This window comes from Bacillus sp. ILBB4 (genome assembly GCF_035064545.1).
Classification (GTDB): domain Bacteria; phylum Bacillota; class Bacilli; order Bacillales; family Bacillaceae_H; genus Priestia.
The window spans coordinates 118,657-134,660 of record NZ_JAIQVD010000003.1; the positions used below are offsets into that span (position 1 = coordinate 118,657).

Below are 16,004 nucleotides of genomic sequence, written 5' to 3' on the forward strand. Positions count from 1 at the left end.
TAAAAACACAATCCTTTCGTATTAAACATAACCAGTTGCTAGCACAATGGCATTCACTGACTACGCTTGATGTATTTAAAAGCTACAACACTAGCTTAAACGTTAAAGTCGACTTTAAAGCAAGAGTTTTTTTAAAAAAATTTGCTTTCTATGATCTTATGAAAAAAGGAGAGTAAGGAATAGTGTAGCAGCTTTTTATCTATGTTTAGTTAAAAGAAATTCTTCAAGGGTGCGAACGGCGGCGTGTTCATCGATTCCACCTGTCAGTAAGGTAATTTCATCTCCTTCTTTAACAGCTAGCTCCATAACCTTCATTATGCATTTGGCATTCGCAGATTTTCCGTCTTTCGCAAGAAGAATGTTACTTTTAAAAGAGAAAGCTTTATGTACAAATAAAGCTGTATGTCTAGCCTGAAGTCCGCCGGGGAGTTGCACCATAATCCTTTTAATCAGCATAGTATTTCTCCTTTTTTGTTTTTTAAAGCTATAAAACTAGCTTAAACGTTAAAGTCTACTTTAAGACAAGAGGTAATTTGGATAAAAAGAGGAAAGGGAAGAAAAGGTAAGCCTAATGTTAATGCACATAGTGATCCTGCTGTTAGTATGAGGGAATGCGAGCGAAGCGCACTGCCGCTTTTAAAGGAAAGTTCTCATAAATCCTTTTGTTGGATAAGCAAAAAACGTAAGAAGAGACCCTAAAAAAGAAAGAAAAATGATGAAATACTAAGCAAATGAGAAGATTTGCTTCTTTTAACAGGTATGTGTACGTTTTCATGGGGAATGTTTCCGTTTCCACTGACTTTGTCAAACAGCAGACAATTGTTGATAATAGAGCTATATAAGAGGCAAAGGGGACGATGAAATGAAAAAATCTATTTCAAAAATAGAACAGTTCATAACTGAATTTAAAACGTCAATGACAAGCTATGGAGAAGCTATTATAAAAGTAAAAGGAAACTGATTATAAAAAGGATGCAGGTCATTTTTTTTATAAATCTATTCCATAAATTCATACTAAATAATCATACTATTAAAATAAGAAATATAACTTTGCTCATAAAAGCTTTATCTATTGTTGAAATAACAGTAGATAAAGCTTTTTTTTGTGGTTATATAAGTGGATACGATATCTTTTATAAGTAGCATTTTTAGAAGGAATAAGCTTTTAGGCAGATGCAGTGTATAAAAAATTCTGAAATTTTATCATTGACTGAAAGCGTTTTTAATATTAATATTAATTCAAACTTAACCAATATTTAACCAACACATAACAAAAGAGTTTTTTTATCTACAAATGAAATCGATTTCATTTGTAGAGTTATAGGATTGTTAAGTTTTATCACTATCTATTGCTAGTGAGGCAGCATTACACAATAAGGGGAAAAGAGGAATCAAAATGGAAAACGAAAATATTCTGTGGGGAATTGCTCCAATCGGCTGGAGAAATGATGATATTCCTGAAATTGGTGCAGAAAACACATTGCAGCATCTGTTAAGCGATATCGTCGTAGCGGGCTTTCAAGGAACAGAAGTGGGAGGTTTTTTTCCTGAACCAAGCATATTAAACAAAGAGCTTGAGCTTCGAAATTTAAGAATTGCGGGTCAATGGTTTAGCAGTTTTATCATTCGTGATGGGATAGAGGAGACGTTAAGTTTATTCCACAAACATTGTCAGTATCTACAGGAAGTGCATGCTGACGTGGCGGTCGTATCTGAGCAAACTTACAGTGTTCAAGGGATTGAAAGAAATGTTTTTGCTGAAAAACCTTATTTCAGTGATCAAGAATGGGAAGCTTTATGTGCAGGATTAAATGAGCTGGGAAAAATCGCAGCAGAATACGGTTTACGTCTTGTCTATCATCACCATATGGGAACAGGTGTACAGACATTAGCTGAAATTGATCGGTTAATGGAAGGAACGGACGCAAATCATGTTCATCTTTTATATGATACGGGACATATTTATGTTTCTGACGGAGACTATATGGAGCTATTACATAAACATATAGATCGTATTAAACACGTTCATTTTAAGGATGCAAGAAGAAACGTACTGGAGCAGTGCAAGCGAGAAGGAAAGTCATTTTTGCAGTCTTTTCTAGCCGGTATGTTTACCGTGCCGGGTGATGGATGTGTAGATTTTACAAACGTGTATAAAGCGTTAGTTGACTATAATTACAAAGGATGGATTGTGGTTGAGGCGGAACAGGACCCTTCCATTGCGCATCCATTGGAATATGCTTTAATGGCCCGAAAGTACATTAACGAAAAGTTAGTTATTCATTCTTAAAATAAGACGGGGGAATTAGCATGGGTAAACAGGGAAATCAACATTCATTTTTACGTACGATCATTTTAGTTTCTACGTTTGGTGGACTGCTTTTTGGATATGACACGGGAGTTATTAACGGGGCACTGCCTTATATGTCTGAATCTGATCAATTGAATCTCAACTCTTTTACTCAAGGTCTTGTAACGAGCGCTCTGTTATTTGGTGCTGCATTTGGTGCAGTGATAGGCGGCAGGCTAGCAGATTATAACGGGCGGCGTAAAACGATTCTATATCTCGCCATTCTATTTTTTGTTTCCACAATTGGATGTACAATTTCACCAAACGCAGCCATTATGATTCTTTGCCGTTTCCTATTAGGACTTGCTGTAGGGGGCGCATCTGTTACCGTACCGACATATTTAGCTGAAATGTCACCAGCTGAAAGCAGAGGGAAAATGGTAACTCAAAATGAACTTATGATTGTTACTGGTCAACTTCTTGCCTTTACGTTTAACGCGATTATCGGAAATATGCTAGGAGAAAACCCTCACGTTTGGCGATATATGCTGCCAATCGCTGCCATTCCAGCTGTCTTTTTATTCTTTGGCATGCTTAGAGTACCAGAAAGTCCGCGCTGGCTTGTGTCAAAAGGGAAAAATAACGAAGCGCTAACGTTTCTTCAAAAGATACGAGAAAGTAAGAGAGCCAAATCAGAGCTGCAGGAGATTGAGAGCGCTTACGAGAAAGAAGCAAAAATGGAAAAAGCAACGTTTAAAGACTTAACAACTCCGTGGGTTCGAAGAGTCGTTTTCCTTGGTATTGGAATTGCTGTCGTACAGCAAATTACCGGCGTAAATTCCATCATGTATTACGGCACTGAAATTTTAAAAGACGCAGGTTTTCAAACAGAAGCTGCTCTTATTGGAAATATCGGAAATGGAATCATATCTGTTTTAGCCACGTTTGTAGGGATTTGGCTGCTAGGTAAAGTTGGACGCAGACCAATGCTTATAACGGGATTGGTGGGAACGACTACTGCCCTGCTGCTGATTGGTATATTTTCTCTTGTATTTGAAGGATCTGCGGCACTTCCATATATCGTATTAGCACTAACGATTACGTTCCTCGCGTTTCAGCAGGGAGCTATATCCCCGGTAACGTGGCTAATGCTTTCGGAAATTTTCCCTTTACGATTAAGAGGCTTAGGGATGGGTGTTACCGTATTTTGTCTGTGGGGAATTAACTTCCTTGTAGGGTTAACGTTTCCTGTTTTACTGGCCAGCATTGGCTTATCCACTACGTTTTTTGTTTTTGTTGTACTCGGAATCGGAGCGATTTTATTTGTTAAAAAGTTTTTACCAGAAACGAAAGGGCTTACACTTGAAGAACTGGAGCAAAGGTTCCGCAGCTATGATAATGAAGACGCTGACGTCATGAATGACAATAAAATTATTTAAGTAAAGAATGGAGAGAATGATTATGAAACTATGTTTTAACGAAGCAACAACATTAGAAAGTTCAAATCTTGTAAAGGACCTTGAGTATTGCAACAAGCACGGATATGATTATATCGAAATTCGTACAATGGATAAGCTGCCTGAGTATTTAGAAAGCCACTCAATGGATGATTTAGCGCAGTTTTTTAATGAAAATCATATTAAACCGCTAGCGCTGAATGCTTTAGTCTTCTTTAATAACCGCAGTGAAAAAGAGTACAAGGAAGTGATAGAAGAGTTTAAAAGTATGCTAGAAACCGCTCAAAAGATAGGTGCTCCCTATATTGTAGCCGTTCCTTTAGTAACGGAACAAAAAATAGTAAAAGCAGAGATTAAGAATAGCTGCGTACAAGTGCTGAATGAATTATCGGAATTGGCTGAACCTTACGGAGTTAAAATCGCCGTTGAGTTTGTAGGACACCCTCAGTGCACGGTTAATACATTTGATCAAGCTTATGATATTGTTCAAGCTGTAAACCGCGATAACGTAGGCTTAGTACTTGACTGCTTCCACTTTCATGCAATGGGATCAAAACTAGAAGACTTAAAACAAGCGGATATTTCTAAAATATTTATCGTTCATATTGATGACACGGAAGATTTTCCTATTGGCTTCTTAACAGATGAAGACCGAGTATGGCCAGGTCTAGGAGCAATTGATTTAGCTGCTATTTTCTCAACATTAAAGGAAAAAGGCTATAATGATGCGGTATCTGTAGAGCTATTTCGACCTGAATATTATCAATTAAGCGCAGAAGAAGCAATTAAGACGGCTAAAGAGACAACCATAAAGGCTATCTCGGAATACTACAGCTTTCAAACAACAAAATCATATTCATGATAAGGAGTGTCAGTCGGTGACGTTAGTATCTTCAAAACTAGTATCAATGAAAGATATGCTTCATGCCGCTAAAAAAGGAAACTATGCGGTTGGTCAGTATAATATTAACAGCCTGCAGTGGGCACAGGCCATTTTACAAGCTGCCGAAGAGGAAAAAGCGCCTGTCATTGCAGCCGTTTCAGACAGGCTTGTAGACTATTTAGGCGGATTTAAAACGATTGTAGGCATGATTGAAGGCTTGTTAGACGAAATGAACATTACAGTTCCTGTCGCGCTTCACTTAGATCACGGTATGAGTGTAGAAAGATGTAAAAAAGCTATCGACGCTGGATTTAGCTCGGTCATGTTTGACGGTTCTCACTATCCAATTGATGAAAATATTGCCATGACTAAGCAAGTAGTAGACTATGCTGCTGCTCAGTATGTCTCCGTTGAAGCCGAAGTCGGAACAGTCGGAGGCATGGAAGACGGGCTTGTTGGCAACATCGTGTACGCTGACCCTGCCGAATGTCTGCGTCTTGTAAAAGAAACGGGAGTCGATGCTTTGGCGGCTGCTTTAGGTTCAGTTCACGGACAGTACCAAGGCGAACCGCAGCTAGGCTTTGATGAAATGAAAGAAATAGCTGGCTTAACAGATGCACCGCTGGTTTTACACGGCGGTTCGGGTATACCAAACTATCAAATTCAAAAAGCAATAGCTCTTGGACATGCGAAAATCAATGTGAACACAGAGTGCCTTCAGGCCTGGACGCGCGCTGTCCGTCAAACATTGGAAAGCGACAGTGCAGTGTATGATCCGCGAACCATTCTTACACCGGGAAAAGAAGCGGTTATGGCGACTGTAAAAGAGAAAATGAGAGAGTTTCATACAAGTCATAAGGCTTAATAAAAAAGAGGCTGGGACAAAAGCATTATAGTTGAAGCAAGATCCGAACGATGAATGGAGATTCTTGATGGAGAATCAAACTCGTTCGGATTTTTTCATGGTGATGATGAGCGTAGGTTTCAGGTATGTAGTTGCTTCTAGCTGTTGATTGGAGGGGAAGGCGAAGGCTCCTGCGGGAAAAGCGGAAGAGGTGAGACCCCGCAGGAAGCGAAGCCTTGCACGAAAATCACCAGCGGTGCAACAAACGATTTATACTAGCTTATGTATCTAACTTGTTTGTCTTTAGCTGGAATTGATGTAGTTATGTCTCAAACTCTCTTTGTTTTAGCAGTTACTCTTCTAGAAAATGCCTTTTGTAAAGGTTATAATAGTAAGTAACAAAAAAGCGAAAAGAAAGATAAACGGGAGAGGTAGAAATGTTAAAAACGAAGCGAATTCAACAAATTCAAGAGTATGTTTTTGAACATGAATCTGTCTCATTAGATGATTTGGTTTCGGTGTTTGAAGTCTCCAAAAACACGATTCGACGCGACGTTCAAAAGTTAGTGGATGAAGGGCATATTAAAAAAGTATATGGCGGAGTAGCCGTTAACCATGTGAAGCTTGAATCATTTAATGAAAGACAAACAAGAAATCAGTTTCAAAAGCGTTTAATTGCCAAAACGGCAGCTCAGTACGTAGAAGACGGAAACGTCATCTTTATTGATTCAGGAACCACCACGTTAGAAATGATTGAATTTCTAAAAGACAAATCAATAACGATTGTTACCAATAGTTTAGATGTTATAGTAAAAGCCTTGTCTTTTGATGCGTTAAAAGTAATTTCTACGGGCGGCTATCTTGAGCGTGAAACTCAATCATTTTCAAGCTTTAACCATGCCAATCCTGTAAAGAACTACAACTTTGATAAAGTATTTATGGCTTCTACGGGTATTTCCATATCAAATGGCGTTACCAATTCATCGCCCGTTGAAAGTGAAATCAAAGAAACGGTCATAAAAAGAAGTACAAAAGTGTTTTTATTAGCAGATCATACAAAATTTGATAAGTATGCAATGATTACGTATTGTCAGCTGCATGAAGTGGATTATTTAATTACAGATAAAGTGGACGTCAGCTATCAGCACTATGCAAAAGAAAATGAGATTACACTTATCCTTGCGGAAGAATAAGTGTTTTTGAGTTATTATACATATGCTTAGATCTAGAGCCAGTAGGTATACATAGAAGTATGCCTTTTCTTTTTTCTTCACATCGTGCTCCTCTATAAAGCGGTTACAGTGAATAAAAAGATAAACTAACAAAATTTTTAAAAAAGTGTTTACAAAGTAAACTGAATATTATAAACTAGGTTCATAGATAAGAAAGCGCTTTTAAAATTAGATGAAATCGATTTCATTGAACGAAGCTAAATGTATAATAAGATTGGTTTTACAGGTAAGACAGAACATGAAAAATTGATGGGGAAGTTAAGGATGGAGTTTGAAAAATATTTTTTTAACACCAAATGAAATCGATTTCATTAGAAAGTGGAATTTATGATGAATTTTCGAGCTTTTCTCCATCTTCAAGTATTAAAAAGTACAGGGATTGAAAGTATTTGTCTCATCGCTAAATAGTAGCTGAAACAAAGGAAAGAGCTAGTAAGTAAGAGGATAGAACCTCATTTATCACATAGAATGAAATCGATTTCATTTAAAAAAGAGAAAAAAGGGTAGAAAAATCAATCTGATGGTGATTAATTTCAGAAGATAAGGTAGGAAGGTATATGAAAACGATAAGGTTAACAACTAGTCAAGCTTTAGTAAAATTTCTAAATCAGCAATATGTAGAATTTGATGGAAAAAAAGAGCGTTTCATCAAAGGAGTATTCACCATTTTTGGACATGGAAATGTGGTGGGGATCGGGCAAGCGCTGCAGGAAAACCCAGGGGAGCTTGAAGTGTATCAAGGCAGAAACGAGCAGGGAATGGCTCATGCTGCAGTAGCTTTTGCAAAACAAAAACATCGAAAGCAAATCATGGCCTGCTCTTCTTCCGTTGGTCCAGGCTCAGCGAATATGGTTACATCGGCTGCGACGGCTACTGCAAACAATATTCCGGTGCTGCTTTTGCCAAGCGATGTGTTTGCAACTCGCCAGCCGGATCCGGTTCTTCAACAAATTGAACAAACGCATGATTTATCTCTTTCTACAAATGATGCCTTCCGGTCCGTCAGCAAGTACTGGGATCGAGTCAGCCGTCCAGAACAGCTGATGTCGGCTATGATCAATGCGATGCGTGTATTAACAGATCCGGCAGATACAGGAGCCGTTACAATCGCGCTGCCGCAGGATGTACAAGGGGAAGCGTGGGATTTTCCAGAAAGTTTCTTCCGTGAGCGTACCCACCTAATTGAACGCCGCGAGCCTTCGCAAGAAAGTATTAGAAATGCGGTGGAGCTGATTAAATCAAAGAAAAAGCCTCTTCTTATTTTAGGAGGCGGCGTTCGTTATTCAGAGGCTGCGGATACATTTGCTGCATTTGCTGAAAAGTTTCATATTCCGTTTAGCGAAACGCAAGCTGGAAAAAGCGGTCTTGAAAGCAATCACCCTTTAAATCTAGGAGGAGTTGGCGTAACGGGTAACAGCGCTGCTAATAAAATAGCACAATCCGCGGATTTAATTATTGGTGTGGGGACACGTTTCACAGATTTTACGACTTCTTCAAAGCTGTTTTACGCTGAGACGGATGTGTTAACCATTAATATTTCTGAATTTCACGCGTCAAAACTGGAGGCTACCAAAATTGTCGCGGATGCCAAAGTGGGTCTTGAAGCTCTTTCGTCTGCGTTAGAAGGCTACAAATCAGGCTATGAAACTGAAATTGAAGAAGCTAAATCAGAGTGGAATGAAGAGCTGACTCGTCTAAAAAACATTGCATACACAGGCGAAGAGTTTGTTCCGGAAATCAAAGGGCATTTTGATCAAAGCCTGTCGGAATATAAAGATAGCCTGAGCACAGAACTTGTCCAAACGACTGTGCTTGGTAAAGTAAACGAACTAATTGCACCTGATTCTATTATTACATGTGCAGCGGGAAGCCTCCCGGGTGACCTTCAGCGCATGTGGATCTCAAATGAACGTAATACGTATCACCTTGAATACGGATATTCATGTATGGGCTATGAAATTGCTTCTGCCTTGGGCGCTAAGATGGCTGAGCCGGATAAAGAAGTGTATGCGATGGTAGGAGACGGAAGCTACTTAATGCTTCATAGTGAGCTGGTAACGAGCATTCAAGAAGGAATTAAAATAAATATTGTTCTTTTTGATAATTCAGGCTTTGGCTGCATCAACAACTTGCAAATGGATAATGGAATTGAAAGCTTCGGCACAGAATTCCGCGTTCGTAATCCACGGACGGGGCAGCTTGATGGAGATATTATGCGCATCAACTTTGCTCAATCTGGAGCTGCGTACGGAGCAAAAACATATGAAGTGTATACGATGGAAGAGCTTGAATGTGCCATTGAAGATTCAAAAAAGCAAAGTGTTAGTACACTGATTGACATTAAAGTTCTTCCAAAAACAATGACGGACGGCTACGATTCTTGGTGGCATGTAGGAGTAGCAGCCGTATCTGAAAGCTCAGACGTTCAAACGGCGTTTGAAGGCAAAGAAAGCCAGTTGCAAAAAGCAAGAAAATATTAAGCTCTTAAAAAACTAGAAGCTTTAGCAAAGAGTGTCCCTAGCATAAACACGTTAAAAAATAAGAAATAGAAAGGTGTGGAAAGTAATGGCTGATTTAATCGTACCAACAAAAACAGCTGACAGTGATGGAAACGTGCTAAGCATCACCCCACAATCTGCAGGATGGGAGTACATTGGCTTTGACGTTTACTCATTAAAAAAAGGTCAAAAGCTTAAAAAGAACACGGAAAATCAAGAGATTTGTATTGTGATTTTAACCGGTAAGTCCAACGTTTCTACAAAAGAAGAGAAATGGGAAAATATCGGACAGCGAATGGATATCTTTGAAAAAATCCCTCCGTACTCCGTATATGTATCGAATGATGATCACTATGAAGTAGAAGCTGTAACCGACTTGGAAATTGCGGTGTGCGCAGCACCTGGAAAAGGTACATACCCTGCTCGTTTAATTACGCCGCAGGATGTGGGCGTAGAGCATCGCGGAGCAGGAAATATCGCGAGACAAGTCCATAACATTCTTCCAGAACAAAAGCCGGCTGATAGTTTGCTAGTAGTCGAAGTGTTTACGCCGGAAGGAAACTGGTCAAGCTATCCCCCTCATAAGCATGATCAAGATAACTTGCCGCATGAATCGTATTTAGAGGAGACGTACTATCATAAAGTTAACCCAGGACATGGATTTGCGATTCAACGGGTATATACGGACGATCAATCTCTAGATGAAACAATGATCATTAAAGATGGAGATGCAGTCTTGGTTCCTAAAGGGTATCACCCGGTATCTGCTCCTCCGGGTTATGAAGTTTATTATTTAAACGTCATGGCTGGTCCTGTTCGAACATGGAAATTTAATAATAGCAAAGATCATGAATGGATTATGGAAGAAAAATTAGCATTAAAGTAAGGAGAAGACGTGACTATGAGTTATTTAACATTCGATTCGCAAAAGCGATTTGACCTTCTTGCAGTAGGAAGGCTTTGCATCGACTTAAATGCAAATGAATTTAATCGCCCGATGGAAGACACGATGACGTTTACAAAATACGTAGGAGGATCTCCTGCTAATATCGCCATTGGTCTTTCTAGACTTGGAATGAAGACAGGCTTTATTGGAAAAGTGTCAGATGACCAAATGGGCCGCTTCAGCACCAGATATTTAAATCAACATAACATCAACACAGAAGGCATTGTAGTTGATCAAACAGGAGCCGTAACGGGACTGGCCTTTACTGAAATTAAAAGTCCTGAAGAATGCAGCATCCTTATGTACCGTGATAACGTGGCAGATTTAAAGCTTGATCCGACGGAAGTTTCTGAAGAGTACATCAAGCAATCAAAATCGCTGCTCATCTCTGGAACGGCTCTTGCTAAAAGTCCTTCAAGAGAAGCAGTGTTTCTTGCTCTTGAATACGCGAGAAAACATAGCGTGGTTGTATTCTTTGACGTTGACTACCGCCCATACACGTGGGAGTCAGAAGCTGAAACGGCAGTCTATTATAATTTAGCAGCAGAGAAATCAGACGTGATTATCGGTACGCGAGAAGAATTCGATATGATGGAAAAGCTTTTAAATTATGAAGAATCAAATGATCAAGTTACAGCTGAACGATGGTTTTCTCATCATGCTAAGATTGTCGTCATCAAGCACGGGGGAGAAGGGTCGATTGCTTATACGAAAGACGGCCAGTCTCATCGAGGCGGCATCTTTAAAACAAAAGTGCTCAAAACATTTGGAGCTGGCGACTCCTACGCATCTGCTTTTATTTACGGGTTAATGCAAGGGTTTACAATTCCTGAAGCTATGAGATTTGGCGGTGCTTCTGCTTCCATCGTTATTTCAAAACACAGCTCTTCCGATGCAATGCCAACTGTAGAAGAAATTAAGCAGTTTATGGAAACAGCTGAAGAAGTACTGCAACAAGCGTAATCAAAAATTGAGAGGAGAATGAACATGACACAAACAACAGTAAAAACAGTAAAAAACTATATTGGCGGCGAATGGGTGGATTCATCTACAAGTCTTACAGAACCAGTTTATAACCCTGCAACGGGTGAAGTTATTGCAGAGGTGCCTCTTTCAACAAAAGCAGATGTAGATCAAGCGGTGCAAGCTGCGAATGAAGCCTTCAAAGGATGGTCAAAAACTGCGGTGCCAAAACGTGCGCGTATCTTATTTAAATATCAGCAGCTATTAGTAGATAACTGGGACGAATTAGCAAAACTTGTGACACTTGAAAACGGAAAAAGCTTTAATGAAGCGCGCGGAGAAGTACAGCGCGGAATTGAATGCGTAGAATTTGCAGCAGGTGCTCCTACGTTAATGATGGGAAAACAGCTTCCTGATATTGCAACTGGCATTGAGTCTGGCATGTATCGTTATCCAATCGGCGTTATTGGCGGGATCACGCCGTTCAACTTCCCAATGATGGTTCCTTGCTGGATGTTCCCTCTTGCGATTGCTTGCGGTAATACATTTGTATTAAAGCCGTCTGAGCGCACGCCGCTTTTAGCAGCAAGATTAGTAGAATTATTTGAAGAAGCTGGATTGCCAAAAGGCGTATTAAACATTGTAAACGGCGCGCATGATGTGGTAAATGGCCTTCTTGAACATAAATTAGTGAAAGCTATTTCGTTTGTAGGTTCGCAGCCAGTAGCTGAATATGTGTATAAAAAAGGTACAGAAAACTTAAAGCGTGTTCAAGCATTAGCGGGTGCTAAAAACCACTCAATCGTATTAAACGATGCTGACTTAAACGTAGCAACAAAACAAATTATCGGAGCCGCTTTTGGTTCAGCAGGTGAACGCTGCATGGCAGCATCTGTCGTAACGGTGCAAGAAGACGTGGCAGATGAATTAATTTCACGACTTGTTCAAGAGTCAAACAACATCGTAATTGGAAACGGATTAGAAAAAGATGTTTTCTTAGGACCGGTTATTCGTGAAAACCATAAAGAACGTACGCTTAGCTATATTGAATCTGGCGTAGAAGAAGGAGCTCGCTTAGTTCGTGACGGCCGCGAAGATCATGCAGTAAAAGAGAACGGCTATTTTGTTGGACCAACTATTTTTGATAACGTTACACAAGAAATGAAAATCTGGCAAGATGAAATCTTTGCACCGGTGCTTTCTATCGTGCGTGTAAAAACGTTAGAAGAAGCAATTGACGTTGCCAATAACTCTCGATTCGCAAACGGAGCTTGTATCTATACAGACAGCGGCGCAAGCGTACGCGAGTTCCGTGAAAATATTGAGTCGGGCATGCTAGGAGTGAATGTAGGGGTGCCGGCACCTATGGCGTTCTTCCCATTCTCAGGCTGGAAAGACTCTTTCTACGGCGATCTTCATGCCAACGGTACGGACGGCGTAGAGTTCTATACAAGAAAGAAAATGGTTACGGCACGCTACTAAGAATTTACTTATCGTACTATGGGATACTAGCGACATTTGCTGGTACCCTGTAGTACAATCTAATAAAAAATAAAAGTCGGTTTTTTCGCAGTAACAAAATGGAAGTGATTAGTTGAGTGCTATAAGTACTGTCAAAGATAAGTATCTTTTTGCAGCTGTTTCGTTTATCTTTTGGTTCTCGCAGTTTATTTACGTACCTATTTTGTCTCCTTATATGGAAGAGCTGGGAGGCAAGTATGCCTTTATTGGTTTAGTGTTAAGCAGCTATGGACTCATGCAGCTGTTATGTCGCCTTCCGCTCGGGATCTTTTCAGACTTTGTGAAAATGAGAAAACCGTTTGTTATCTTCGGCATGGTAGCCAGCATGTCCAGCTGCCTGCTATTTTCGTTGACCGATAGCTTAATAGGCGTGTTTATATCACGGTGTTTAGCTGGATTGGCAGCGGCAACGTGGGTTGCCTTTACGATTTTATATTCATGCTACTTTGAACGTGAAAAAACTACTCGTGCTATGAATATCATCTCATTTATAGTGGTTTTGGCTCAGCTTTTGGGTATGAGTTTAAGCGGTTACATCGTGAGTAAGTGGGGATGGCACGCTCCGTTTTGGATAGGGACGATCTTGAGTGTAATAGGCGCCGTTCTTTCTCTTTTCATTCACGAGCCTAAACAGAACATAAAGAGATCACCTATAAAGCTTAAGGAATTAATGGGCGTAATAAAAGAGCCTTCGCTATTAAAAATTTCGCTGCTGTCTATTTTAGCACACAGCATTATTTTCACGACTATGTTTGGTTTTACTCCTGCGTACGCATTAAGCGCAGGATTTAGAGAGAGAGAGCTGAGTTTGATTGTCTTTTCCTTTATGATCCCTCATGCAGCTGCTCCTCTTATTATGGAAAAGCTATTTGTTTGGCGCTTTGGAAAATGGAGCATCTTGAAGGCCGCATTTTTTCTGGCCGCATTCTTTACCTGTATGATTCCTATGACGGAAAATAAACTTTTGCTTTGTATCTTTCAAAGTGTGAACGGTTTTTCATTAGGATTAGTGTTTCCTCTTATGTTAGGAATGTCTATTGAAAGAATAGCTGTAGAAAAAAGAGCTACGGCGATGGGAGTCTACCAAGCGCTGTATGCGTTAGGAATATTCGGAGGTCCTTTTGCTGCAGGAATATTAAATTCTTGGATGGGACTTAAAGCAGGCTTCTTTTTTGCAGCAGCCTTAGGGTTAACTGCTACTGTTTTTGCAGCGGCATGGGATAAGAAAGAAGCGTCATATAAAGTTTTTAAAGCAAAATAAAAAGTATGGCAGCAAGCATTTATTTCTATTTTTAAAGCTCACATATTAAAGGAGGCCATAGATTATGGTGTTAAAAATTGGTGTTATTGGAACAGGAGCAATCGGACAAGATCATATTAGAAGAATTACAAATACGTTATCAGGCGGAAAAATTGTTGCGGTTACGGATGTAAATCAAGAACAAGCAAAAGCTGTTGTAAAAAATCAAAGCTTGGATGCCGTTATTTACGATGATGGACATGAGTTAATTAAATCAGAAGAAGTAGATGCAGTTGTTGTGACTTCTTGGGGACCGACGCACGAGGAGTTTGTGCTAGCGGCAATTGAATCTGGAAAACCTGTATTTTGCGAAAAGCCGCTTGCTACAACAGCAGAAGGCTGCAAAAGAATCGTTGACGCTGAAATTACACACGGCAAGCCATTGGTGCAAGTTGGCTATATGCGCCGCTACGATACAGGGTATCGCGCTTTAAAGAAAGTGATTGAAAGCGGGCAAATTGGTGAAGCATTAATGGTTCACTGCGCACACAGAAACCCTACGGTACCTGATACATATACAGGCGATATGTCAATCGTTGATACATTCATCCATGAAATTGACGTTTTGCGCTGGTTATTAAATGACGATTATGTATCGGTTCAAATCGTGGCACCGCGAAAAACGAGCAAGGCACTTGAACATTTGCAAGATCCAATCATGGTGCTGCTTGAAACAAAGCAAGGCGTTCGAATTGATGCGGAGGTTTTTGTAAACTGCCAGTACGGCTATGATATTCAATGTCAAGTAGTAGGAGAAACAGGAATCGCTAATTTACCTGAGCCTTCAAGCGTTGTGTTGCACAGTGAAGCAAAAAAATCTACTGAAATTTTAGTGGATTGGAAAGATCGATTCATTGACTCTTATGATACAGAGCTTCAAGACTGGATTAATTCAACGCTTAAAGGCGAAGTGAATGGACCAACAGCTTGGGATGGTTATGTGGCTGCCGTTACTTCAGATGCTTGCTTAGAAGCAAAAAAATCAGGAAATATTGTTCCTATTTCGTTAGGCGAACGTCCTGACTTCTATCATAAAACGTTAACCGCAGCAGGCAAAATGTAAGCGTAAGAACGTTCTGATTATGAAACAGCTTACTCATAGATCACATTAAAATACTGGGGGATGGGCACGTCTGGTGCGCATAAAAGAAAGGGGAGCTTTAAATTGCGTTTAGCATATGATCCGTCACATTACCGTGATAATACAAGTTTAAAAGATACGATTGATACAGTTGCAAGATTAGGTTATGAATATGTAGAGTTATCTCCGCGTAAAGATTTTATTTGGTTTTATGAATACCCAAAAGTTGATAAACAGCGTATAAAAGACTTAAAAAGATACTGTGCCGATGCTGGTGTGAAAATTTCTTCTGTGCTTCCGGTGCAGCAGTGGTCTTCACCAAATGAGCAGGAACGCGAAGCGGCAGTAAGGAACTGGAAGCGTACAATTGAAATTACTTCTGAGCTGGAAGTAGATTTAATGAACAGTGAATTCAGCGGCGACAAGAGCCGGCCTGTTGAAAGCGAAGCGGCTTTTGTTAAATCGATGGAAGAGCTGATGCCGATTTTTGAAAAAGAAGGAATTAAGCTTAACCTCCAATCGCATCCAAATGATTTTATTGAGTTAAATACAGAAGCTATTGCAATGATTCGTGCGCTGGATAAAGACTGGATTAAATTAGTTTATTCTGTTCCTCATGCTTTCTTTTATGACGATGGCATTGGCGATGTAGCAAAGCATATTGATGAAGCAGGTGATTTGCTTGCACACGTTCTGATTGCTGATACGCTTAACCATAAAGCAGCGTTTGGACTGCGCTATATTGTAAATCCGCCTGATGCGAAGGTAACGATTCACCAGCATTTAAATCCTGGTGAAGGAGAAATTGATTTTGACGCACTGTATCGCAAATTGAGAGAAATTAATTTTGACGGCATCGTAACAAACTCTGTATTTGCCTACCCTGATCGACCAGAATGGTCAAACGAAGTAACGTTAAAGTCAATTAGAGAAGGATTAAATATTAAAGAAGGCCTAAACATTTAACGTGATTGACTGAAGTGATGCGA

13 protein-coding genes are annotated in these 16,004 nt (G+C 39.9%); 12 read left to right on the top strand and 1 reads right to left on the bottom strand.

What is annotated here, in order from left to right; genetic code table 11:
* Positions 1-195: 195 nt before the first annotated feature.
* Entirely contained in the window at positions 196-456 is a 261-nt protein-coding gene (locus LAV82_RS12515; protein WP_029323251.1) for an HPr family phosphocarrier protein, read from the bottom strand.
* A 940-nt stretch (positions 457-1,396) separates the two neighbouring features.
* On the opposite strand from LAV82_RS12515, the gene iolE reads away from it, so the two are divergent.
* The 12 genes from iolE (at position 1,397) to LAV82_RS12575 (ending at position 15,981) form a co-directional block, all read left to right on the top strand.
* The gene (iolE, locus tag LAV82_RS12520) at positions 1,397-2,290 is read left to right on the top strand and encodes a myo-inosose-2 dehydratase (RefSeq protein WP_454222230.1); all 894 of its coding nucleotides are present in this window, start codon (positions 1,397-1,399) and stop codon (positions 2,288-2,290) included.
* Positions 2,291-2,310: 20 nt separating this feature from the next.
* Positions 2,311-3,729: a sugar porter family MFS transporter gene (locus LAV82_RS12525; RefSeq protein WP_499716188.1), complete on the top strand. Its 1,419-nt coding sequence runs from the start codon at positions 2,311-2,313 to the stop codon at positions 3,727-3,729.
* A gap of 22 nt (positions 3,730-3,751) precedes the next feature.
* Positions 3,752-4,609 (top strand): sugar phosphate isomerase/epimerase family protein, encoded by an 858-nt coding sequence (gene iolI, locus LAV82_RS12530; protein ID WP_211077695.1) that lies wholly within the window; start codon positions 3,752-3,754, stop codon positions 4,607-4,609.
* Positions 4,610-4,655: 46 nt separating this feature from the next.
* The gene (gene fba, locus LAV82_RS12535) at positions 4,656-5,495 is read left to right on the top strand and encodes a class II fructose-1,6-bisphosphate aldolase (RefSeq protein WP_499716533.1); all 840 of its coding nucleotides are present in this window, start codon (positions 4,656-4,658) and stop codon (positions 5,493-5,495) included.
* A 416-nt stretch (positions 5,496-5,911) separates the two neighbouring features.
* On the top strand, positions 5,912-6,667 hold the full coding sequence (locus tag LAV82_RS12540) for a DeoR/GlpR family DNA-binding transcription regulator (protein WP_211077696.1): 756 nt from the start codon (positions 5,912-5,914) through the stop codon (positions 6,665-6,667).
* Between the two features lie 596 nt (positions 6,668-7,263).
* Positions 7,264-9,186 carry a 3D-(3,5/4)-trihydroxycyclohexane-1,2-dione acylhydrolase (decyclizing) gene (iolD, locus tag LAV82_RS12545; protein WP_053487549.1) on the top strand — a complete coding sequence of 641 codons (1,923 nt, stop codon included), beginning with the start codon at positions 7,264-7,266 and terminating at the stop codon, positions 9,184-9,186.
* Between the two features lie 85 nt (positions 9,187-9,271).
* Positions 9,272-10,090 carry a 5-deoxy-glucuronate isomerase gene (iolB, locus tag LAV82_RS12550; protein ID WP_013058166.1) on the top strand — a complete coding sequence of 273 codons (819 nt, stop codon included), beginning with the start codon at positions 9,272-9,274 and terminating at the stop codon, positions 10,088-10,090.
* A 15-nt stretch (positions 10,091-10,105) separates the two neighbouring features.
* Complete coding sequence (gene iolC, locus LAV82_RS12555) at positions 10,106-11,113, top strand: 5-dehydro-2-deoxygluconokinase (protein ID WP_013058165.1); 1,008 nt, start codon at positions 10,106-10,108, stop codon at positions 11,111-11,113.
* Positions 11,114-11,137: 24 nt separating this feature from the next.
* A complete protein-coding gene (locus LAV82_RS12560) occupies positions 11,138-12,595 on the top strand; it encodes a CoA-acylating methylmalonate-semialdehyde dehydrogenase (protein WP_013058164.1) in 1,458 nt (485 codons plus the stop codon).
* A 112-nt stretch (positions 12,596-12,707) separates the two neighbouring features.
* Positions 12,708-13,895: an MFS transporter gene (locus tag LAV82_RS12565; protein ID WP_098580293.1), complete on the top strand. Its 1,188-nt coding sequence runs from the start codon at positions 12,708-12,710 to the stop codon at positions 13,893-13,895.
* 64 nt (positions 13,896-13,959) lie between these two features.
* On the top strand, positions 13,960-14,997 hold the full coding sequence (iolG, locus tag LAV82_RS12570; RefSeq protein ID WP_499716190.1) for a bifunctional inositol 2-dehydrogenase/D-chiro-inositol 1-dehydrogenase: 1,038 nt from the start codon (positions 13,960-13,962) through the stop codon (positions 14,995-14,997).
* Positions 14,998-15,099: 102 nt separating this feature from the next.
* Positions 15,100-15,981, top strand: a complete 882-nt coding sequence (locus LAV82_RS12575; protein WP_013058161.1) for a sugar phosphate isomerase/epimerase family protein — start codon at positions 15,100-15,102, stop codon at positions 15,979-15,981.
* The last annotated feature ends 23 nt before the right edge of the window (positions 15,982-16,004 follow it).